The 21,320-nt window shown below is 71.0% G+C and carries 16 protein-coding genes; 6 read left to right on the forward strand and 10 right to left on the reverse strand.

From position 1 onward, the window contains the following. Positions 1 to 7 precede the first annotated feature (7 nt). From otsA to ACFQ2D_RS03750, 4 genes are read right to left on the reverse strand one after another with little or no spacing between them, the layout of a single operon-like run. On the reverse strand, positions 8 to 1,381 hold the full coding sequence (gene otsA, locus ACFQ2D_RS03735) for an alpha,alpha-trehalose-phosphate synthase (UDP-forming) (RefSeq protein WP_280940822.1): 1,374 nt from the start codon (positions 1,379 to 1,381) through the stop codon (positions 8 to 10). Continuing rightward, positions 1,378 to 3,156, reverse strand: coding sequence for a glycoside hydrolase family 15 protein (locus ACFQ2D_RS03740; protein WP_280940821.1), 1,779 nt, complete (start codon positions 3,154 to 3,156; stop codon positions 1,378 to 1,380). The genes otsA and ACFQ2D_RS03740 overlap by 4 nt, the downstream gene beginning before the upstream one ends. Before the next feature lie 14 nt (positions 3,157 to 3,170). Next, positions 3,171 to 3,917, reverse strand: a complete 747-nt coding sequence (gene otsB, locus ACFQ2D_RS03745) for a trehalose-phosphatase (RefSeq protein WP_280940820.1) — start codon at positions 3,915 to 3,917, stop codon at positions 3,171 to 3,173. Positions 3,918 to 3,966: 49 nt separating this feature from the next. Continuing rightward, positions 3,967 to 5,055, reverse strand: a complete 1,089-nt coding sequence (locus tag ACFQ2D_RS03750; protein WP_280940819.1) for an ABC transporter ATP-binding protein — start codon at positions 5,053 to 5,055, stop codon at positions 3,967 to 3,969. A 170-nt stretch (positions 5,056 to 5,225) separates the two neighbouring features. Between ACFQ2D_RS03750 and ACFQ2D_RS03755 the strand changes: the two genes are divergently transcribed. Genes ACFQ2D_RS03755 through eda form a run of 6 tightly spaced genes read left to right on the forward strand, consistent with a single transcriptional unit; the run spans position 5,226 to position 12,445 of the window. Continuing rightward, positions 5,226 to 6,599, forward strand: coding sequence for a GH1 family beta-glucosidase (locus ACFQ2D_RS03755; RefSeq protein WP_280940818.1), 1,374 nt, complete (start codon positions 5,226 to 5,228; stop codon positions 6,597 to 6,599). A 17-nt stretch (positions 6,600 to 6,616) separates the two neighbouring features. Next, a complete protein-coding gene (gene zwf, locus ACFQ2D_RS03760; RefSeq protein WP_280940817.1) occupies positions 6,617 to 8,032 on the forward strand; it encodes a glucose-6-phosphate dehydrogenase in 1,416 nt (471 codons plus the stop codon). Then, positions 8,029 to 9,033, forward strand: a complete 1,005-nt coding sequence (gene glk, locus ACFQ2D_RS03765) for a glucokinase (RefSeq protein WP_280940816.1) — start codon at positions 8,029 to 8,031, stop codon at positions 9,031 to 9,033. Before zwf ends, glk begins: the two co-directional genes overlap by 4 nt. A 53-nt stretch (positions 9,034 to 9,086) precedes the next feature. Beyond that, on the forward strand, positions 9,087 to 9,773 hold the full coding sequence (gene pgl / locus ACFQ2D_RS03770) for a 6-phosphogluconolactonase (protein WP_386795551.1): 687 nt from the start codon (positions 9,087 to 9,089) through the stop codon (positions 9,771 to 9,773). Positions 9,774 to 9,816: 43 nt separating this feature from the next. Then, positions 9,817 to 11,733 carry a phosphogluconate dehydratase gene (edd, locus tag ACFQ2D_RS03775; RefSeq protein ID WP_280940814.1) on the forward strand — a complete coding sequence of 639 codons (1,917 nt, stop codon included), beginning with the start codon at positions 9,817 to 9,819 and terminating at the stop codon, positions 11,731 to 11,733. Between the two features lie 55 nt (positions 11,734 to 11,788). Then, entirely contained in the window at positions 11,789 to 12,445 is a 657-nt protein-coding gene (gene eda / locus ACFQ2D_RS03780) for a bifunctional 4-hydroxy-2-oxoglutarate aldolase/2-dehydro-3-deoxy-phosphogluconate aldolase (RefSeq protein ID WP_280940813.1), read from the forward strand. 45 nt (positions 12,446 to 12,490) lie between these two features. Here eda and ACFQ2D_RS03785 read toward each other — a convergent pair whose 3' ends face one another. The 6 genes from ACFQ2D_RS03785 to ACFQ2D_RS03810 all read right to left on the reverse strand — a co-directional run bounded on the left by ACFQ2D_RS03785 (position 12,491) and on the right by ACFQ2D_RS03810 (position 21,289). Continuing rightward, a complete protein-coding gene (locus ACFQ2D_RS03785) occupies positions 12,491 to 13,159 on the reverse strand; it encodes a hypothetical protein (RefSeq protein ID WP_280940812.1) in 669 nt (222 codons plus the stop codon). Between the two features lie 142 nt (positions 13,160 to 13,301). Continuing rightward, positions 13,302 to 16,490, reverse strand: coding sequence for a discoidin domain-containing protein (locus ACFQ2D_RS03790; RefSeq protein WP_386795523.1), 3,189 nt, complete (start codon positions 16,488 to 16,490; stop codon positions 13,302 to 13,304). A 43-nt stretch (positions 16,491 to 16,533) separates the two neighbouring features. After that, positions 16,534 to 17,367 (reverse strand): carbohydrate ABC transporter permease, encoded by an 834-nt coding sequence (locus ACFQ2D_RS03795; RefSeq protein ID WP_280940811.1) that lies wholly within the window; start codon positions 17,365 to 17,367, stop codon positions 16,534 to 16,536. Then, positions 17,364 to 18,242, reverse strand: a complete 879-nt coding sequence (locus ACFQ2D_RS03800; RefSeq protein WP_280940810.1) for a carbohydrate ABC transporter permease — start codon at positions 18,240 to 18,242, stop codon at positions 17,364 to 17,366. The genes ACFQ2D_RS03795 and ACFQ2D_RS03800 overlap by 4 nt, the downstream gene beginning before the upstream one ends. Beyond that, positions 18,232 to 19,566, reverse strand: a complete 1,335-nt coding sequence (locus tag ACFQ2D_RS03805; RefSeq protein ID WP_280940809.1) for a sugar ABC transporter substrate-binding protein — start codon at positions 19,564 to 19,566, stop codon at positions 18,232 to 18,234. Before ACFQ2D_RS03805 ends, ACFQ2D_RS03800 begins: the two co-directional genes overlap by 11 nt. Before the next feature lie 79 nt (positions 19,567 to 19,645). Continuing rightward, the gene (locus ACFQ2D_RS03810) at positions 19,646 to 21,289 is read right to left on the reverse strand and encodes a glucoamylase family protein (protein WP_280940808.1); all 1,644 of its coding nucleotides are present in this window, start codon (positions 21,287 to 21,289) and stop codon (positions 19,646 to 19,648) included. Positions 21,290 to 21,320 lie beyond the last annotated feature (31 nt).

Genomic DNA, 21,320 nt, shown 5'->3' on the forward strand with positions numbered 1-21,320 from the left:
CCCGGCCTCAGCCGGCGGAGCCGGTGAGCCTGCCCAGGAAGGCCCGGCACCAGGCGTGGATGTCGTAGCCGGTGATCGGGCGCATCATCGATTCCCAGCGCTCGCGGCGCTCGGCCAGGGGCATGGCCGCGGCGCGGGCGATGGCGTCCGCCACGCCATCGAGGTCGTAGGGATTGACCAGCAGCGCGGCGTCGAGCTCGGCCGCAGCGCCGGCCAGCATCGACAGCACCAGCACGCCCGGATCGTCCGGGTCCTGGGCGGCGACGTATTCCTTGGCCACCAGGTTCATGCCATCGCGCAGCGGCGTCACCAGGCCCACCGACGCCAGGCGGTAGAAGCCGGTGAGCGTGGGGTGCGGAAAGTTGCGGTTGACGTAGCGCAGCGGGGTCCAGTCCGGCGCGGCGTGGGTGCCGTTGATGTGGCCGGCGATGCCTTCCAGCTGGTCGCGCAGGTGCTGGTACTCGGCCACGTCGCCGCGCGAGACCGGCGCGATCTGCAGGAAGGTCAGCTTGCCGCGTTCGGCCGGATGCCGTTCGAGGAAACGGGCGAAGGCGCGGAAACGCTCCGGCATGCCCTTGGAGTAGTCCAGCCGGTCGACGCCGATGGCCAGCCTGCGCCCGCTCAGGCTCTCGCGCAGCGCGCGCACGGCCGACTTGTTGATGGCCGCGGCCGACTGCTGGGCAATGCGGTGCGCGTCGATGCCGATCGGGAACGCGCCCACGGCCACCGAGCCGCCGCCGGGCAGCTTGACCACGCCGTCGGCGTCCACCGACGCGCCGCCGAAGATGCGCGCGTAGGTGCGGAAGCGGTCCGCATCGCGCACCGTCTGGAAACCGACCAGGTCGTAGGCGAAGAAAGTGCCGAACAGGCGGCCGTGCTCGGGCAGCGCCGAGACCAGGTCGGCCGAGGGCATCGGCACGTGCAGGAAAAAGCCGATCCGGCAGCGCACGCCGCGGTCGCGCAGCAGCGCCGCCAGCGGGATCAGGTGGTAGTCGTGGATCCACAGCACGTCGTCGTCGCGCAGCAGCGGCGCCAGCCGGTCGGCGAACAGCATGTTGACGCGGCGGTAGCCGGCGCGGGTCTCGCGGGCGTAGTCGACCAGGTCCAGGCGCGAATGCAGCAGCGGCCACAGCGTGCGGTTGGCGAAGCCGTTGTAGTAGGCGTCGTGGTCGGCGCGGTTGAGGTCCATGGTGACGTACTTGACGTCGCCGGCCTCCTGCTCGTGCAGGCGTCCGCTGTCCTCGCGCACCACCTTGCCGCTCCAGCCGAACCACAGTCCGCCGCGTGCGCCGAGCGCGGCTTCCAGGCCCACGGCCAGGCCGCCGGCCCGGTTCTCGCCGGGCACCGCCACGCGATTCGATACCACGACCAGACGACTCATGAGGCCTCCTGCCAGCTGCGCGACAACCGCATCGCGGCGATGATCAGGCCGACATGCGAATAGGTCTGCGGGAAGTTGCCCCAGGCTTCGCCGTCGTCGAAGGCCAGGTCCTCCGACAGCAGCCCGAGGTGGTTGCGCCGCGCCAGCAGCCGCTCGAACATCGCCCGCGCCTCGTCGGCGCGGCCGGTGGCCGCCAGCGCGTCGATGTACCAGAAGGTACAGATGGTGAAGCTGGTTTCCGGCTCGCCGAAATCGTCCGGTGCCACGTAGCGGAACAGCGCATCGCCGCGACGCAGGTCGCGCCCGATGGCGTCGACCGTGGCCACGTAACGCGGGTCGTCGGGGGCGAGGAAGCCGATGTCGGCCAGCAGCAGCAGCGAGGCATCGAGGTAGTCGCTGTCGAACGAGGCGCTGAAATGGTTGGCCTCGGGTCGCCATGCGCGTTCGATCACGCGCGCATGGATCGCATCGGCGCGCTCGCGCCAGTACAGGACGCGGTCTTCCCTGCCCAGCAGTCCGGCGATCTTGGCCAGCCGGTCGCAGGCCGCCCAGCACATCGCCGCGGTGTAGGTATGCACCTCGGCGCGTCCCCGGAACTCCCACAGGCCGGCGTCCGGCTGGTCGTGCAGCGCCCAGGCGCGCTCACCCAGCGGCTCCAGGCGCGCGAACGCGGCGGCGTCGCCCGGATGCACCAGGCGCTGGTCGAAGAACAGCTGGGTCGAGGCCAGCACCACGCTGCCGTAAACGTCGTGCTGCTTCTGTACCCAGGCCAGGTTGCCGCGGCGCACCGGGCCCATGCCGCGATAGCCGGCCAGGCTCTCGACCTCGGCCTCCTCCAGCTGCTCGGCGAAGTCGATGCCGTACAGCGGCTGCAGGCTGCCGTCGTGGGTGGCGATGTTGTAGATGTAGCGCAGGAACTCCTCCATGCTGCGCGTCGCGCCGAGCCGGTTGAGCGCGCGCACCACGAAGGCCGCGTCGCGCAGCCAGCAGTAGCGGTAGTCCCAGTTGCGCGTGGTATGCGGCGCCTCGGGGATGGAGGTGGTCATCGCCGCGATGATGGCGCCGCTGTCCTCGTACTGGCACAGCTTGAGGGTGATGGCGCTGCGGATCACGGCCTGCTGCCAGTCCAGCGGAATGGAAAGGTAGCGCACCCATTCGCGCCAATAGGCGTCGGTGCGGCCAATGGCCTCCTCGACATAGCCCGACAGCGAGCGCTGCAGGGGTTCGTCCGGGCCGAACACCAGGTGGACCGCCTGGTTGAGCACGAACGAGGTCTGCTCGCGCACGAACCGGATCGGCACGTCGGTGGTCAGGCGCAGGGTGAAGCCCGGCAGCAGCCAGCGCATGTGGTTGCTGCCCCAGGTGCAGTCGGGCACGCGCGCGCCCCAGTCGGCCAGCGGCCGGGCCCGCACGCGCACGCGCGGGCTGCCGGCCAGCGGCGTGATCCGGCGGATGATCGACACCGGCCGGTAGATGCGCCCGTTCTGCTTCCAGCGGGGCGCGAAATCCAGCACTTCCAGCGCCCCGCCATTGCGGTCGTGGAGCACCGTGCGCAGCAGGGCCGTATTGGTGACGTACTGCTGCTCGCTGCGCTCGAAATCTTCCAGTTCGATGGCGAGGTCGCCGCCCTCGTGCTCGCGCGGCGACAGCAGCGCGCAGAACGCGGGATCGCCGTCGAAGGCCGGCAGGCAGGACCACACCACCCTCGCCTCGCGATCGACCAGCGCGCCGAAGCTGCCATTGCCGATCACGCCGAGGTCGAGCGTCTGTCGCATGCGTTGTTCTCCGTTCAAGCGCCCGCCCCCAGCCACGCGTGCACCGCGGCGATGTCGGGCAGGCGGTACCGCGCGGCGCTGCCGCCGCGATCGCCGACCAGCACGCCCATGCCCTGCTGCGCATTGACCGCGCGGAAGCCGTATTCGTCGGTCAGGTCGTCGCCCACGAACACCGGCTGGCGCCCGCGGAAGGGCGCCTCCGCCAGGAACGCCGCGATGGCCGTTCCCTTGTCGGCCCGGTGCGGGCGCAGCTCCACCACCATGTCGCCAGGCTGCAGCTGGTAGCCCGGCAGGCGCTCCACCGCCCGCGCCGCATAGGCGCGCAGCGCGTCCCCGGCCTCGGGTCGGGCGCGCCAGTGCAGGGCCATGGCCTCGCCCTTGTCCTCGACCAGGGCGCCGGGCCAGGCCGATACCAGGTCCAGCGCTTCCAGCCGCACCTGTTCCAGGGCCGCGGGCGCATCCGGCGGGACGCCGAGCGCTTCTCCCGCGCGGCGCCGCTGCAGGCCATGCAGGCCCGCGGACGCCAGCCTCAGCGGAGAGAACAAGCGGTCGAGCATCTCCACGCGACGGCCGCTCACCAGGGCCAGGGCGCCATCCATCGCGGCGGACAACGCGCCCAGCCGTTCGACCAGGCGTTGCGACACGTAGACCTGCTCGGGATCGTCTGCGAACGGCACCAGCGTGCCGTCGACGTCGAGGAACAACGCCCAGCGTTCGGACAGCGGAGGTGGCGGCGGCAGGAAGGGGGGGCCGTCGGACATCATTCCACCATGATGGCGCGAATGGTGCAGCCGTGCCATGAAGATGCCGTCACCTCGGCGTCAAGGCGACGCCGCTCGCCGGATCGAACAGGTGCAGCTGCGCAGGTGCGATCCGCAGCCGGACGGTGGCCCCGGGTTCGGGCAGGGACTCGGGGGCGAGACGCGCGACCAGCGCCGTGCCGCCGGCGCGCACGTGCACGTGCACGTCGCTGCCCATGGGCTCCACCACCTCGACGACCGCATCGAAGCCGCGGGCGGCGGCCCCCTGCAGCAGGTGCTCGGGGCGCACGCCAAGCTGGACTTCGCGGCCCTCCAGACCGGCATCGATGGCGACGTCCTCCGGCAGCGGCAGCGCACTGCCTTCGCCGGTCGCGAGCCGCCAGCCGTCCTCGCGCAGCAGCCGCCCGCCGACCAGGTTCATGGCCGGCGTCCCGAGGAAGGTGGCGACGAAGCGGTTGGCGGGGTTGCGGTACAGCGCGAGGGGCGTGTCGACCTGCTGCACCTGCCCTTCGTGCATCACCACGATGCGCTGGCCCAGGGTCATCGCCTCGACCTGGTCGTGGGTGACGTAGAGCATGGTCGCGCCGAGCTGGCGGTGCAGCCGCGCGATCTCGACCCGCATGCTGGCGCGCAGGCGCGCGTCGAGGTTGGACAGTGGCTCGTCGAGCAGGAACACCTGCGGCTGGCGCACCAGCGCCCGGCCCAGCGCCACGCGCTGGCGCTGCCCGCCCGACAGCTGCGCCGGTCGTCTTCCGAGGACGCCATCGAGTTCGAGCGTCCTCGCCGCATCCGCCACCCGACGCGCGATCTCCGCAGCTGGCATGCGCCGCATTTTCAGGGCGAAGCCGAGGTTTTCGGCGACCGTCATGTGCGGATACAGCGCATAGTTCTGGAACACCATGGCGATGTCGCGATCGCCGGGCGCCACGTCGTTCACCAGCCGCCCGCCAATGCGCAGGTGGCCGGACGTGATCGCCTCCAGCCCGGCCACCATCCGCAGCAGGGTGCTCTTGCCGCAGCCCGATGGCCCGACCAGCACCAGCAGCTCGCCGTCCGCCACCTCGAAGCTGGCCCCGGCCACGGCCACGTGCCCGTCCGGATAGACTTTGCGCAGCTGCTCCAGTTGCACGTGCGCCACTCGTTCCTCCCGGCTCGTAGGGTCCCGTCGTCCGTGCAGCCGCCGCGCGCCAGGCCCGCCACGCGCGCACTGTGCGACCGCCTCCACGCGGCGCTTCCGACGCTTGCGCTATCCTCGCAATGTAATCGTTTTCAGGCCGCGCAGGCCACTTGACAGGACGCCGAAACCCGATGAGCTCCCTTGCCTCCAAGGACTTCCGCTTCCCCGAGGGCTTCCTCTGGGGCGCCGCCACCGCCGCGCACCAGATCGAGGGTGCGCCGCTGGCCGACGGTGCCGGCCCCAGCATCTGGACCCGCTTCGCCCACACGCCCGGCATGACCCTCAACGGCGATACCGGCGATGTGGCCTGCGATCATTACCATCGCTGGAAGGAAGACGTGGGGCTGATGCGCGAACTCGGCCTGCAGGCCTACCGCTTCAGCGTGTCGTGGTCCCGGATCCTGCCCGAGGGCACCGGACGGGTGAACCAGAAGGGCCTGGACTTCTATTCGCGCCTGGTCGACGAGCTGCTCGCCAACGGCATCGAGCCCCTGCTCACGCTCTACCACTGGGACATGCCGGCGGCGCTCGACGACCGCGGGGGCTGGCTCAACCGCGACTGCGCCGACTGGTTCGCCGAGTACGGCCGCGTGCTCTACCGCGCGCTCGACGGACGGGTCAGGAAATGGGTGACGCTCAACGAGCCCTGGGTGGTCACCGACGGCGGCTACCTGCACGGCGCGCTCGCCCCGGGCCACCGCAGCCGTTTCGAGGCGCCGATCGCCGCGCACAACCTGATGCGCGCGCATGGCGCGGCGGTGCAGGCCTACCGCGCCGAGGGCGCGCACGAGATCGGCCTCGTGGTCAACATCGAGCCCAAGTACCCGGCGGGCGATTCGGAGGCCGATGCGGCCGCGGTGCGCCGCGCGCACGCCTACATGAACGAGCAGTTCCTGCATCCCGCCCTGCTCGGCCGCTATCCGGACGAACTCAGGGACATTTTCGGCGAGGCCTGGCCGGACTTTCCCGAGGCGGACTTCGGACTGATCCGCCAGCCGCTGGATTTCGTCGGCATCAACTACTACACGCGCAGCGTCACCGGCGACGGCGACAGCTACCCGCAGCGCACGACGGTGGTGCGCCAGCCGCTGGGCACCTACACCGAGACCGGCTGGGAGGTGTTCCCGCAGGGCCTGACCGACCTGCTGCTCTGGTTCAAGCGGACCTACGGCGACCTGCCGGTCTACATCACAGAGAACGGCGCCGCCTTCTTCGATCCGCCGGTGGCCGAGGAAGGGCGCGTGCGCGACCCCTTGCGAATTGATTACCTACGAAAGCATCTGGCCGCGATCCACGACGCGATCGCCGCCGGCGTGGACGTGCGCGGCTACATGGCCTGGTCGCTGCTGGACAACCTGGAGTGGTCGCTGGGCTATTCCAAGCGGTTCGGTATCATCCACGTCAACTACGGGACGCTCGAGCGGACCCCGAAGGACAGCGCACGCTGGTACTCTGGCATCATTCGGAGCCACGGGCGAAGCCTGTCCGATCCCCTTCCCTACTGATGGCAACGCGGGCGTCAATGCACGACTCACTCCTGCTGTTCGGCGCCACTGGCGACCTGGCTCAACGCTACCTGTTCCCCTCCCTCCTGCATCTGCTGCGCGACCGGCTGCTGCCCGAGTCGTTCCGCGTGGTGGCCATCGGCCGCACCGAGCACGACGACGAGGGCTTCCGCGCCTGGCTGCGCGAGCGCATCGGCGGCGAGGCGCGCAACAACGGTGCGCTGGACAACTTGCTGGGGCGGATCAGCTACCACCCGCTCAACCTCAACGACGTCGACGGCATGGCGGCAACGCTCTCGCGCTACGCCGACCGGCCCGCGGTGAGCTACCTGTCGACACCGCCGAACCTGTTCGAATCCGCCTGCCTGGGCCTCAAGGCCGCCGGCCTGCTGGACGCGCCCTCTCGCCTGGTACTGGAGAAGCCGATCGGGCACGACCTGGCCTCGGCGCGCGAGATCGACGCGACGCTCAAGTCGGCGCTGGATGAGTCGAGGATCTTCCGCATCGACCATTACCTGGGCAAGGCACCGGTGCAGAACCTGCTGGCGCTGCGCTTCGGCAATACCCTGCTCGAGGCGGTGTGGGACAACCGCTGCATCGAGTCGGTCGACATCCTGGTGGCCGAAACCGCCGGCGTCGATGGTCGCGAAGGCTACTACGCCGGATACGGCGCGCTGCGCGACATGGTGCAGAACCACATGCTGCAGCTGCTGGCGCTGGTGGCGATGGAGCCGCCCGCCGCGCTCGATGCCGACAGCATCCGCGACGAGAAGCGCAAGGTGCTGCGCGCGCTGCGTCCGATGACCGCCGCCGAGGTCGCCAACGACAGCATCCGCGGCCGCTATACGGCCGGCGTCGTCGAAGGCTCGGCCGCGAAAGGTTTTTTGGCTGACAGCGCTGTCGAAACCTTCGTCGGCCTGCGCGCATGGATCGACAACTGGCGCTGGGCCGGCGTGCCCTTCCGCCTGGTGACGGGCAAGCGCATGCCCTCGCGCACCACCGAGGTGCTGGTCAACTTCAAGCCGGTCACCCACTGGGTGTTCGACCGCCCCGACCGCGACAACGCGCGCCCCAACAGCCTGCGCATGCGCCTGCAGCCGGAAGAGACCATCGAACTGGGCCTGATGGGTTCGCTGGCGGCCCCCGAGTGGGGCGCAACCGAACTGCTGCCGATGTCGCTGGACCTGGCGATGCTGCCGCCCAAGCGCCGCATCGCCTACGAGCGGCTGATGATCGACGCGCTCAAGGGCGACCAGACCCTGTTCGTGCGCGACGACGAGGTCGAGGCGCAGTGGCGCTGGATCGACAGTATCAGCAGCGCCTGGGCCCAGGCCGGCACGCCGGTGCACGACTACCCTGCCGGATCCTGGGGTCCCGCGGGCGCGGCCGGCTTCCTGCCGCGCACCGTCGGCAAGGCGGGCAGCCGCGGATGAGCGCGACGCGGATCCTGCTGGCGGACATCGGCGGCACCAATGCCCGCTTCGCCCTGGCCGACCCGGACGCGGACTCGCCGCTGCTGGTCGACAGCGTGCAGCGCTTCGCCGTCGCCGACTTCCCCTCGCTGGCCGATACCGCCCGCCACTACCTGGTCGAGACCGGCCAGGCCGAAGCGGGCATCCGCCATGGCGTGTTCGCGGTGGCCGGGCGCGTGGACGGCGACGAGGCGCGCATCACCAATCATCCCTGGGTGATCTGCCGGCGGCGCACGCAGGCCCAGCTTGGGTTCGAGCGCGTCAGCCTGGTCAACGATTTCGCCGCCCAGGCGATGGCCATTCCGCTGTTCCAGCCCGGCGACGTGGTGCCCATCGGCGGCGCCACCTGGACGCCGGAGCGCGAACCGCAGCACCGCACCTACGCCATCCTCGGGCCGGGCACCGGCCTGGGCGTGGGCGCGCTGGTGATCCGCGACGGCCGGCAGTTCCCGCTCGAGACCGAGGGCGGCCACGCCAGTTTCGCACCCGGGACGCCCGAGGAACTCGAGGTCCTGGCCCAGCTGTCCGCACAGTTCGGCCGCGTGTCCAATGAACGCCTGATCTGCGGGCCGGGCCTGGTCAACATCCACCGCGCGCTGAGCGAGATCGCCGGCGAGGATCCGGGCCCGCTGCAGCCGGCCGACGTGACCGCGCGCGCGCAGGCCGGCGATCCCCGCTGCATGCGCGCGGTCGACGTGTTCTGCGCGGTGTTCGGCGCGGTCTCGGGCGACCTGGTCCTGACCCTCGGCGCCTGGGATGGCGTATTCCTCACCGGCGGCCTGGTCCCCAAGGTGCTCGACGCCCTGCAGCACTCGGGATTCCGCCAGCGCTTCGAGCACAAGGGCCGGTTCTCGCCGGCCATGGCCCGGGTGCCGTCGATGGCCGTGTTGCATCCGCACGCGGGCCTGCTCGGCGCCGCCGCCATCGCCCGCAGCGAAACGCGCGGGGTCGCGCCGCAATGAGCGCGCAGCAGCCAGACGCGGCAGGCGGCCGAGCGCAGCGCGTGCCAGTGCAGATGCATGCCTACGAGTCCCTGACCCAGTGGACCTGGGGCGCGGCGGTGGCGATCTCCTCGGTGCTCGGCCGCGACCTGCAGGACAAGCCGCGCGCGCGCCTGCTGCTGTCCGGCGGCAGCACCCCCGCCCCGGTCTACGAAGCGCTGGCCAAGGCGCCGCTGGACTGGGAGCGCGTCGACGTGGCCCTGGTCGACGAACGCTGGCTGCTGCCCGACGACCCGGACAGCAACTCGCGCCTGATCCGCGAATCGCTGCTGCGCGACCGCGCCGCCGCCGCGCGCTTCGAGAGCATCACCCGCCCCGGCCGCAGCATTGAGGAAGCGGTGAGCGCGGCCAACCTGCACGCGCAGACGCCGCCGGGCGTGGTCGTGCTGGGCATGGGCGAGGATGGCCACACCGCCTCGCTGTTCCCGCGCATGCAGAACCTCGAGGGCGCGCTGCAGTCGCGCGCGCCCTACGTCGCGGTCGACGCCACCGGCTGCCCGGGCGCGGGCAAGTTCCTGCGCCGCATCAGCCTCACTCCCGCGGGCCTGGAGCCGGCGCATACGCGCCTGCTGCTGATCCGGGGCGAGAGCAAGCGCAAGCTGCTCGAGCGCGTGCTCGCCGGCGACGACCCGCTCGAATACCCGGCGCGGACCGCGTTCCTCACCCCGGGCGCGCCGCTGCACATCCACTGGTGCCCGTGATCGGCCGATCCGCGCGCCACAGCCAGGGACAGCCCCCAAGCCCATGACACTGCATCCCGTACTGCATGCCGTCACCGAACGCATCCGCCAGCGCAGCCGCGCCTCGCGCGCGGCCTACCTGGCCGGCATCGAGGCGATGCGCCAGGCTGGTCCCAGCCGCACCCGCCTGAGCTGCGGCAACCTGGCCCACGGCTTCGCCGCCTGCGGACCGTCCGACAAGTCGCGCCTGCGCGGCGGCGCGACGCCCAACCTCGGCATCGTCACCGCCTACAACGACATGCTGTCGGCCCACCAGCCGTACGAGACCTATCCCGGGCTGATCCGCGCGCACGCCAGCCTGCTCGGCGCCACCGCCCAGGTCGCCGGCGGCGTGCCGGCGATGTGCGACGGCGTCACCCAAGGCCGTGCCGGCATGGAGCTGTCGCTGTTCTCGCGCGACGTGATCGCCCAGGGCACCGCGATCGCGCTCTCGCACGACATGTTCGATACCACCGTGCACCTGGGCATCTGCGACAAGATCGTGCCGGGCCTGCTGATCGGCGCGCTGGCCTTCGGTCACCTGCCGGCGGTGTTCATCCCGGCCGGGCCGATGACGCCGGGCATCCCGAACAAGAAGAAGGCCGAGGTGCGCGAGCGCTACGCCGCCGGCGAGGCCACGCGCGAGGAGCTGCTGGAGGCCGAGGCCGCGTCCTACCACTCGCCCGGCACCTGCACCTTCTACGGCACCGCGAACTCCAACCAGGTGCTGCTGGAGGCGATGGGCGTGCAGCTGCCGGGTTCGTTCGCCAATCCCGGCACCGGGCTGCGCGACGCGCTGACCCTGGCCGCGACCGAGCGGGCGCTCGAGATCTCCGCGCTGGGCGACGACTACCGCCCCTTCGGCCGCCTGATCGACGAGCGCGCGATCGTCAACGCCGTGGTGGCGCTGATGGCCACCGGCGGCTCGACCAACCACACCATCCACTGGCCGGCGGTGGCGCGCGCGGCCGGCATCATGCTGACCTGGGACGACATGGACGCGCTGTCGCAGGTGGTGCCGCTGCTGGCCCGCGTCTATCCCAACGGCGAGGCCGACGTGAACCGGTTCCAGGCCTCGGGCGGCATCGGCTTCGTGTTCCGCGAACTGATGGACGCAGGGCTGATGCACGACGACGTCGAGACCATCCTGCCCGGCGGCATGCGCGCCTGGTGCGACGAGCCCACCCTCGCCGGCGGCGCGCTGGGCTTCCTGCCCGCTCCCGCCACCAGCGCCGACGAGGACGTGGTGCGGCCGGCATCCGCGCCGTTCGAGGCCCAGGGCGGCCTGCGCCTGCTGCGCGGCAACCTCGGCCGGTCGCTGATCAAGCTCTCGGCGGTCAAGCCCGAGTACCGCACGATCGAAGCGCCCGCCGTGGTCGTCGACGATCCGCGCACGCTCAACAAGCTGCACGCGCAGGGACTGCTGCCGCACGACTTCGTGGCCGTGGTGCGCTACCAGGGGCCCAAGGCCAACGGCATGCCGGAACTGCATTCGCTGGCGCCGCTGCTGGGCATGCTGCAGAACCAGGGGCGCCGGGTGGCGCTGGTGACCGACGGCCGCCTGTCGGGCGCATCGGGCAAGATTCCGGCCGCCATCCACCTCACCCCGGAAGCCGCGCGCGGCGGCCCGATCGCGCGCCTGCGCGAGGGCGACATCGTGCGCCTGGACGGAGAGGCCGGCACCCTGGAAGCCCTGGTCGACCCGGCCGAATGGGCCGCGCGCGAACTCGCGCCCAATACCTCGCACTGCGCCTGGGACATCGGCCGCAACCTGTTCGCCTTCAACCGGGCGATGGTGGCGCCGGCCGACCAGGGCGCACTTTCGATTTCCTGCGGTCCGCCCGCCCGCGACGGCGGTCCCTGGGAATACGACCAGGAATACCAGCTCGGCGACGACCCGCAGGCCGCGGCGCTCGCCCCGCACGAGTTCCGCGACGCCTGAGCGCGTCGTCCACCGGACGCAACACCCGAACGCCGCCCCTTCTTCGACCGTGCCCATGACCATCGAATCGCTCCAGACCCGTGCCGAACAGCTGCTGCGCCAGGCCGGCATCCTGCCCGTGATCACCGCCGACAGCGTCGACCAGGGCCGCCGCATCGCCGAGGCCCTGCTCGAGGGCGGCCTGACCTCGCTGGAGCTCACCCTGCGCACGCCCGCCGCGCTGGAGACCCTGGCCGCGCTCAAGAAGGAACTGCCCGGCATCGTGATCGGCGCCGGGACGGTGCTGACCGCCGAACACATCGCACGCTCGGTCGATGCCGGCGCCGACTTCCTGGTCACGCCCGGCACCCCGGCCCCGCTGGCCGAAGCGCTGGCGCGCGCGTCGATCCCGGCCGTGCCCGGCGGCGCCACGCCCACCGAGTTCCTGCAGCTGATGGCCCACGGATTCCGCTGCTGCAAGCTGTTTCCCGCCAACGCGGTGGGCGGACTGGCGATGCTCAAGGGCCTGGCCGGCCCGCTGGCCGGACTGAAGCTGTGCCCGACCGGCGGCATCAGCGAAGCCAACGCCGCCGAGTTCCTCGGCCAGCCGAACGTGCTGTGCGTCGGTGGGTCGTGGATGGTGCCGAAGGACTGGCTGGCCGCGGGCGACTGGACCAAGGTCCGCGAGAGCGCCGCGAAGGCGGCCGCGATCATCGCCGCCGCGCGTTCCTGATCGCACGACCGGCAATCGCCGCGCGACTGCCACGACCCGCCTGCTTCAAGCGGGCGCCAGCCGCACCCGCTGCCGGCGCCAGAGCGCCGCGTGCAGTCCGTACCACGCGGCCAGCAGCCAGCCCAGCTGCCATTCCAGCGCGTTCTCGATCCGGTCCCTCCAGTGGTCGTCCGCGATCTGCGCGGTGGCGGCAACGCTGGCGACGCCGAGCAGCAGCATCAGGACGCTGACCGCGACCATCGCGCGCACGATGCCGTCGCCCGGCTGCTTTCCGCCCGCCACGCCGTGCAGGAAGCGCAGCTGCGCCAGGTAACCGAAGCCGAAGAAGCAGACCACCCCATAGCGGCGCAGGAAGCGGTAGGCCTCGCCATCGGTGCCGAGGAAGGTGGCGTACACCGCCAGCGCCAGCGCCGCGACGCCGCCCAGCCAGGCCACGTCGCGCCAGCGGCTCCCGAGCCGGCGCGCCGCCAGCCACCAGTGCAGCCCCACCAGCAGCGCGCAGGGCAGCACCAGCAGGCGGAACACATGATTGGCCAGGCCGTGGCGCGCGGCGCGGCTGATCGAGGTGCAGCCCTCGATGACCGGAAGACAGGCCTCCACATGCCCGTGGCGGATCGACAGCCACAGGCCGAGGTGCGCGGCGCCGGTGAACAGCAGCGCGATCGCCGCCGGCAGTGGCCAGAGCGGGAACGGGTGGCCGGGCGGGTCGTGCATGCGCGTCTACCGCTTTGCGTGCCTGCGCCCGGCCGGGGCGGATCGCACGTCGATCCTTCCAGGCAGGAGCGCCGTCGTTCGCTGCGGAGCCGCCGTGCAGCGCATGCCCTGCAACCCGGTTGCGATGATGCCTGTCACCGTCCTAGTCCTGTCGCCCGACCCGCACGCGCGCCGGCAGCGCGGTGATCCGGAGCTCGCCGTCGTCGAGTTCCGCCTCGCCCGCTTCGACGACGGACCCGCCCGGCGCGCCGTCCAGCGGCCACGGCAGCACCAGGCCACCGGCGGGCATTCGCAGGCCGGTGTCGTCGACCTCCAGCAGCAGGCCGTCGGCGTCGCGCCGCAGGCGGTAGGCCAGTGGCCCCTGCGCGGTGCGCAGGCCCGAGATGCCGACGCCCTCGCCGTCCAGCCAGTCGGCCGGCACGCCCGCCGCCAGCACCAGGGCATCGTCGCGTTCCCGCGCGTAGGCGAACATGTCCAGCGCCGCGCGCACGAAGTCCGAGGCCACCCAGGCGTGCGGCAGGTCTCCCAGGAAGAACGGTTTGCGCGGCGTGCGCGAAACCACCTCGCCCCACTGGTTCCAGGCCTGCGGCGCGCGGTCGGCGAAGAACCAGTCCAGCGCTTCCTTCGCGCGCCCCCGCCAGCCCAGCCGCACGAACGCACCGACGTTGCGCCACTCGTAGGGCGTGTAGTCCTTCCAGTCCAGCCTGCCGTCGCGGCGCGCGGTGAAATGGCCCCAGTAGCGCTCGAAGGTGTTGTGGAGCAGGTCCTGCGGCAATCGCGCCTGCTCGCCTCCGGGCGCAAGCGCGATGGTCGTCGAGGTCGGGTCGAAGTCGCCGAGTTCGGCCGCGCCCGGCAGGAAGTCGATGCCGTGCGCGCGGGTGGCGGCGCGCAGCGAGTCCATCAGGTCGGCGTGGAACTGGTCGCGCGCGGCGGCCATGCGCCGGGCATCGTCCTCGCGGCCCAGCGCCTGCGCGACCTGCACCGCATCCTTGTAGCCCCGCAGCGCCCAGAAGTTGTCCCAGTACGAGTGCATCGGCTTGGCCGAATAACCCTCGTGGCTGATCGAGGCCGGCATCATCCCGTAGAAGGCGCGATTGACGCGCCGGTTGGCCGTCGTGCGCTCGGACAGGCGCAGCTGCTCCATGTAGCCGAACGCGGCCTCCACGTGCGGCCACATCCGCGCCAGGAACGCGTCGTCGCCGGTGTAGCGCCAGTATTCGGCGATGTTGAAGATCAGCTGGCCATGGCTGTCGTTCTCCGGCACCGGGTCGCTGCCGCGATCGTCGACGCAGCACGGCACCTTGCCGCTGTCGAACTGGTACGGCGCGTACCACTCCAGGTATTCGCGGACCACCTCCGGCCGCCCCATGCGCAGCAGCCCTTCCGAGATCATGGCCCCGTCGCGGATCCAGCTGCGCGAATACGAGCGCGTGCCGGGCTGCAGGCGCGGTCCCACCCGCGAGACCAGCATGTGCGCCAGCGACGTGCGCAGCGTGTCGGCCAGCGGCTGGACCCTGGCCGGGACGCGCAGCGACACCTGGTCGAGCCGCCCACGCCAGCCGGTCGCGACCTCGTCCTGCAGCGTCGCTGCATCCCACCAGCGCCTGGCGAGCGCGGCGCTGCCGGTCAGCGGCACCATGATCTCGACGGTGCGCGTCTCCCAGGGCGCCAGGCGCATGCGGTACAGCAGCGCGCCCGAGGCCAGCCCGGTCGGGTCGACCACGCTGCGCGAGGCCGGTGGCCCGCGCGCCTCCAGGTGCGAGACCGCCATGCCCGCATCGAACGTGGTGGCGAACGCCGCGTCGGGCAGCTGCTTGGCGAACACCCGCTCGCGTCCGTCCACCGACACCGTGCCGCCGTCGATGGACAGCGTCCGGATCGGGCTGACGCCGCCCCGGGTATTGAGGAACTGGCTCGGCGGATTGACCTGGAACGGCCGCACCGCCAGCGCGAGGGTGTAGTCGCGTGCCCTGCCGCCCGGGTTCGAGAGCCGGTAGCGCGCGACCAGGCGCGAGCCGGCGGGCTCGCCGTGGGCGAAGGCGGTGACGTCCAGGGCAAGATCCTCGCGCGCCCAGTGCACGGTCGGGATCGGCAGGTAGGCGTCGAGCAGCGACTGCCTGGCGCGCACGTCGTGCCAGGTGGCGAGCGCGCCATCGACGAGCACGAAGGGTTCGATGCTGAAACCGCCGCGCGCGACCTCGATCGCGCCATCCTCGCCGATCAGGCCCTGCGCGGTGCCGCCATCGATCCCGAGGATGGTCCAGTACGGCTGCTCGCCGCTGAATCCGCGCGGATACAGGCCCTTGCGCGACTGCGCCGCGATCGCCCCGATGAAGTCGTTGCCGGTGGCGCCGAAGGCCAGCGGCCGCACATCGACCTCGCCCAGGGTGAAGCGTCGTCCCGGGCCGTCGATGAAATCCAGCGCGATGTAGCGCGCTTCCGATTCGGGCAGGGCCAGCCAGTCGTCGCCGCCATCGCCCTGCTCCACCTGGCGCACGTCGCGCCACGCCTCGCCATCCTCCGACAGCGAAACGCGGTAGCGCGAGGCGTGCAACCCGCGCTCCCAGCGCAGGCGCAGCCCGCCGAACTCGCGCACGCTTCCCAGGTCGAGCACCAGCCGTTGCGGCACGACGGGCGACACGTCCGCGCTCCAGGCGGTGGCGGTCAGGCCGTCCACCGCAAGCGCCGCATCGCCCGCGGTGGCGATGGCGCTGGCCCGCAGCGGGCTGCGATCCTCCGGCGGCAGCGGCTCGAACGCGAGGCTGTCGAAACACACGCTGCCGCGGCCGCCGGCATTGTTGTAGACGGTGAACTCGAGCCGCGCGCTTTCGCGCAAAGCCGGATCGGGATCCGGCCCCCAGGCCTTGTCGATATGGCGCTTGCGGTAGCGTACTTCCGTCCACTGGCGAGGAAACCGGTAGCGCGGCCGGTTCACCCACCAGACGTTGTCGCCGCTGGCATCGACCAGCTTGAACTGCAGGTCGTTGTCCGGCGATTCGCCGCGCAGTCGGAACGAGAAACGGTAGTTGTCGGGATAGACCATCGGCAGGTCGCGCTGCAGTCCGACATGTCCCGACACGCCGTTGAAATCGTAATCCAGGCACAGCGCCTGCCCGTCGGCGCCTGGCACCGGCCGGATGCTGCCGCTGACCTGGTCCGAGGCCACCACGCGCCATGGTGCCGGGTCTTCGAAACCGTCGAGCAGGCGCGTGGGGCCGACAGGAAACAGGTCGGGCAGCGCCTGGGCGGCGAGCGGGCCCGCGGCGCACAGCAAGGCGGCCGCCAGCCACCGGACGACACCGGACGCCGCCATCCGTCGCCCACCGCTCATGCCCGTCCCCCCGCCACGCCCACGTCTCTCGCGTCCATCCCGCTCATCCCTTGACGCTCCCCAGCAGCAGCCCCTGCATGTAATAGCGCTGCAGCGCCAGGAACAACACCAGCACCGGCAGCACCGTCACCACCGCGCCCGCCATCATCAGCTCGACGTCCATGATGTGTTCGCGCGAGAGTGCGGCCAGGGCCACCGGCAAGGTGTAATGCTCCTGGTCGGTGAGCACGATCAGCGGCCACATGAAATCGTTCCAGGCGCCCATGAAAGTGAAGGTCGCCAGCGTCACCAGTACCGGCTTGAGCAGCGGCAGCACCACCTGGAAGAAGATGCGCAGCTCGCCCGCGCCGTCGATGCGCGCGGCTTCGATCAGCTCGTCGGGAATGCTGCGCGCGTACTGGCGCACCAGGAAGATGCCGAACACCGAGGCCATGGCCGGGACGATCACGCCCCAGAAGCTGTTGACCAGTCCCAGCTGCTTCATCAGCAGGAACAGCGGCAGCATCGCCACCTGCGCAGGCACGACCAGGGCGGCGAGCAGCAGCTGGAACAGGCGCTCGCGGCCGGCGAAGCGCAGCTTGGCGAAGGCGTATCCGGCCATGGTGTTGAGCAGCAGCGACAGGACCGTGATCGCGAGCGAGACCAGCAGGCTGTTGCCGAAGTTGCGACCGATGCCGGTGCTGCCGAACAGTTCGCGATAGCTGTCCAGCGTGGCCCGCGCCGGCAGGAACGGCGGCGGGAAGTGGCTGGCCTCGCCGCGGGCCATCAGCGAGACCGACAGCATCCACAGCAGCGGCGCCAGGCTGAGCGCGGCCAGCACCAGCAGCGCGCCGTTCACCTGCAGCGCCTCGCGGCGCGTACGACCGACCAGGCTCATACCATCTCCCTGCGACGCCCGGCGCGCAGCAGCAGCGCGGTCGTGCCGAGGATGATCAGGAACAACAGGAATGCCACCGCCGAGGCACGGCCCAGCGTCCACCATTTGAAGCCTTCCTCGAACATGTAGTACAGCACGCTGACCGTGCTCTGCAGCGGGTCGCCGCGGGTCATGACATAGGGCTCGGCGAACAGCTGGAAGTAGCCCGACACCGTGATCACGCCGACCACCAGCAGCACCGGCCCCAGCTGCGGCAGGGTGATGTGCAGCAGTTGCCGCCAGCGCGAGGCGCCGTCGATGCGCGCCGCCTCGTACAGGTCTTGCGGGATCGCCTGCAGCCCGGCCAGGAAGATCACCATGTTGTAGCCGAAGTTCTTCCACACCGCGAACATGATGATCGTCGGCATCGCCCAGCGCGGATCGCCGAACCAGTCCACCGGTCCGAGGCCCACGTGGCCCAGCGCCCAGTTCACCAGGCCGTAGCCGGTGTGGAACAGATAGCGCCAGATCACCGCCACGGCGACCAGGGTGGTCACCACGGGCGCGAACAGCGCGGTCCGGAACAGCGCGCGCATCCGCGCCAGCGGCGAGTTGAGCAGCAGCGCCGCGCCCAGCGACACCGCGATCGACAGCGGCACGCCGACCGCGACGAAGTAGACGGTATTGCCCAGCGCCTTCCAGAACAGCGGCGTGCGCAGCAGGTCGACGTAGTTGCCCAGCGCCACGAAGCGCAGGTGCGCCGGATCGGCCAGCGCATAGAGATCGAAATCGGTCAGGCTCAGCAGCAGCGCGGACGCCACCGGCAGGCCGAAGAACAGGCCGAGCACCAGCAACGCCGGCGCGACGAAGGTCCATGCGGCCAGATCACGTCGCATCGTCCGCCTCCGGCGACGACCGGACGACGGCCGCATCCTCCGCCTCCGCGTGCGGCCTACCCTGCTCCCGCTCGCGCACCCAGCGGCGCTTTTCCAGGATCGCATCCACGCGCGAATCCAGTTCGCGCACCGCTGCGTCTTGCGACTGTCCGCCGCGCACGACGCGCTCGGTCGCCAGGCGCATCTCCTGGGCGATACGTTCCCATTCCAGCACCTGCGGCGTGGGCCGCACACGCTCGAGCTGGTCGCGGAACGCCGCCGCCAGCGCGTCCCGGGCCAGCGCGGGGTCGTCCCAGGCGCTGCGCCGGGGCGGCAGGTCGCCGATCAGGGCATGGAAGCGCTGCTGCACCCGGGGGCGGGACAGGTACTCGACCAGCTGCCAGGCAGCGTCCTTGTCCGACCCCGACCGGAACAGCACCAGGCTGGTACCGCCTGCGATGCCCGCGCCTGGACCCTCCGGACCGGGCAACGGCATCGTGCCCCAGGCATCGGCCAGCGCCGGCGGCTGCCGCCGCCGGAACTCGCGGATGTTCCAGGGACCCGAGAGGTAGAACGCGTACGAGCCGCGGAAGAACTCGTCCCAGACGTTGGAGATCTGCGTGTCCGACACGCGCGGCGCCCAGCCGTTCTCGAAGATGCGCGCATAGAACGCGAGCGCCTTGCGGAAGCCCGGACCGCTGAAGTTGCCGCGTCCGTCGTCCTCGCGCAACAGCGGATCGCCCGTCTGCAGGGCGAACGACAGCGGCGGCTCGAATTCGTTGACCGGCAGCAGCACCGCGTGGCGCCCCGGGGGGGCCGCGCGCACGATCGCCTCCATCGCCCGTTCCCACTCCGCCCAGGTCCGCGGCGGCGTGTCGATCCCGGCCTCGGCCAGCAGGTCCTTGCGGTAGAACAGCAGGCGCGTGTCGACGTACCAGGGCACACCGCGCAGCTGCCCGTCGACCACGTTGGTCGCCCAGATGCCGGGGAAATAGTCGTCCTGGTCGATCACCGGCGAAGCGTCCACCCTTCCCTGCACCGGCTCCAGCGCATCGAGCGTGGCGAACTCGGCGATCCAGGTATTGCCCAGCTGGCAGACGTCGGGCAGGCCGTCCGCCGCAAAAGCGGTCAACAGCTTCTCATGCGCCGCCGTCCACGGAATCTGCTGCAGTTCGACGCGGATGCCGGGATGCTCGCGCTCGAAGTCGCGCAGCAGTTCGCCCACCACCTCGGCCTCCCGTCCCATGGCCCAGAAGCGCACGACGGTGGTGCCCGTGTCGCGCGTGCAGGCGCCGAGCAGCAGCGCCAGCAGCGGCGCAAGCAGGATTGGCCATCGCGATCCCATCGAACACCAGGCTCCGTATCCAGGGCACGCGGCCGGCGCCGGCCGGCCGACTGCACTGCCGGTCATTCTGGCAGACCGCCTACTGCGGCGGCGGATCGGAGGCACGCGGCTCGGCCGGCGCCTTCTCCTCTTCCTCGCGCGCGCGCGACTGGGCCATGCCGATGTCGCTGGCCGCGGCGGCCTCCGGATCGGGCTCGCCGGAGGTCACGGGCTCGCCCGGCGGCGCCAGCCAGCCGCCGGTGAAACCTGCACGCTCCAGGCCCTTGCGGATGTAGGGGTTGCCGCGCATCACCTTCCACACGAAGTCGTTGCGGTAGTTGGCGATCATGGTCAGGATCGGGCCCTGGTCGATGCCGATGTAATCGCTGGCGACCCAGCCGCGGCCCGGGATCAGGCGCCCGGTCTTGAGCGGCACGTCGTACTTGAAGCTCGGGTTCACCGCGTCGAGGAAGCCGTAGCTCGAGTACAGGTACTCGCCGTAGCGCTCGTAGAGCTCCTCGGTGGCGGGGATCACGATCTCGGGCGCGAACGCGATCGACGCGATCGCCGCCGTGGGCGCGATGGTGCCGTCGTCGAAGCGGTCCGACAGGCCGGCGCCGCGGGCGCTGTAGTGGCGGAACTCGCGCTGCTCGCCCTTGTAGTCCTGCGTCGTGCGCTGCGGGCCGTCGCTGGCGGTCAGCCCCCAGACATTGGGGCCGTAGTCTTCCCAGCCCATCGGGTTCTCGATTGCATAGGCGCGCTGGGCGTAGGTCGCGCGCCGGCTGTTCTCGAAATAGTCGATGCCGCGATTCTTCATGTACTCGTCGCGGATGCCGCGGAAGTCGATCCACACGTGCGAATACTGGTGGCCGAAGTGCGGGCCGAAGCTCAGGTACTCCTGGCCCTGGAACACGCCCCAGTCGCCTTCGTAGGTGCGCGTCCACTCGTCCCAGGCCTCGGGCTCCACCGGATGCGTGGGCGAGCCCAGCGCCAGGATGTAGACCAGCATGGCCTCGTTGTAGCCGCGCCAGTCGTGGCTGATGAAGCCACGCTCGGGATACCAGCCCATCGAGATCAGCGGCGGACGCTGCTGCAGGTAGGGCCACTCCACGCGGCGATAGATGCGGTCGGCGAGGTCGCGGATCTCGGCTTCGCGTTCGTCGTCGCCGGTGTAGTAGGACTGCGCGAACAGCACGCCCATCAGCAGCAGCGCGGTGTCCACGCTCGACAGCTCCACCCAGGAGTCGTAGCGCGCCCCGGTCTGCATGTCGAGGAAGTGGTAGAAGAAGCCCTTGTGTCCGCTGCGCCCGGTCGCCTGCGGCCCCATTCGCGCGCCGTCGAGGAACTGCAGGGTGACCAGGGTGCGGTCCACCGCCTGGGTGCGGCTGACCCACCCGTTCTCGATGCCGATCGGGTACGCGGTGAGCGAAAACCCGACCGACGCGATGCTCGCGAACGGCCGCGACGGAAAGCGGTCCGGCGTGAGCCCGTTGACCTCGTTGGTGGTGTCCCAGAAGAACTGGAAGGTGCGCCGCTCGATGTCGCGGAACAGCGCGGGAAGTTCCGGCGGCCCCTGCGGCTCCTGCGCCTGCGGATCGGGCTCGGGCAGCACGATCTGCGGGATGGGACCGGGCTTGGGCGGCGCCACCGCGGGTTCTTCCGGCTGCGGCGCCTCGCGCTGGCAGGCGGCGAGCAGGAGCAGCAGCGGGAGGATGCGCAGGATTGCGGTCTTGGAGATCTTCAAGGCGAGGCCTGTGTAAGCGATTTCTCTGAAG

The organism is Luteimonas composti, assembly GCF_042678665.1.
Lineage (GTDB): Bacteria > Pseudomonadota > Gammaproteobacteria > Xanthomonadales > Xanthomonadaceae > Luteimonas > Luteimonas composti.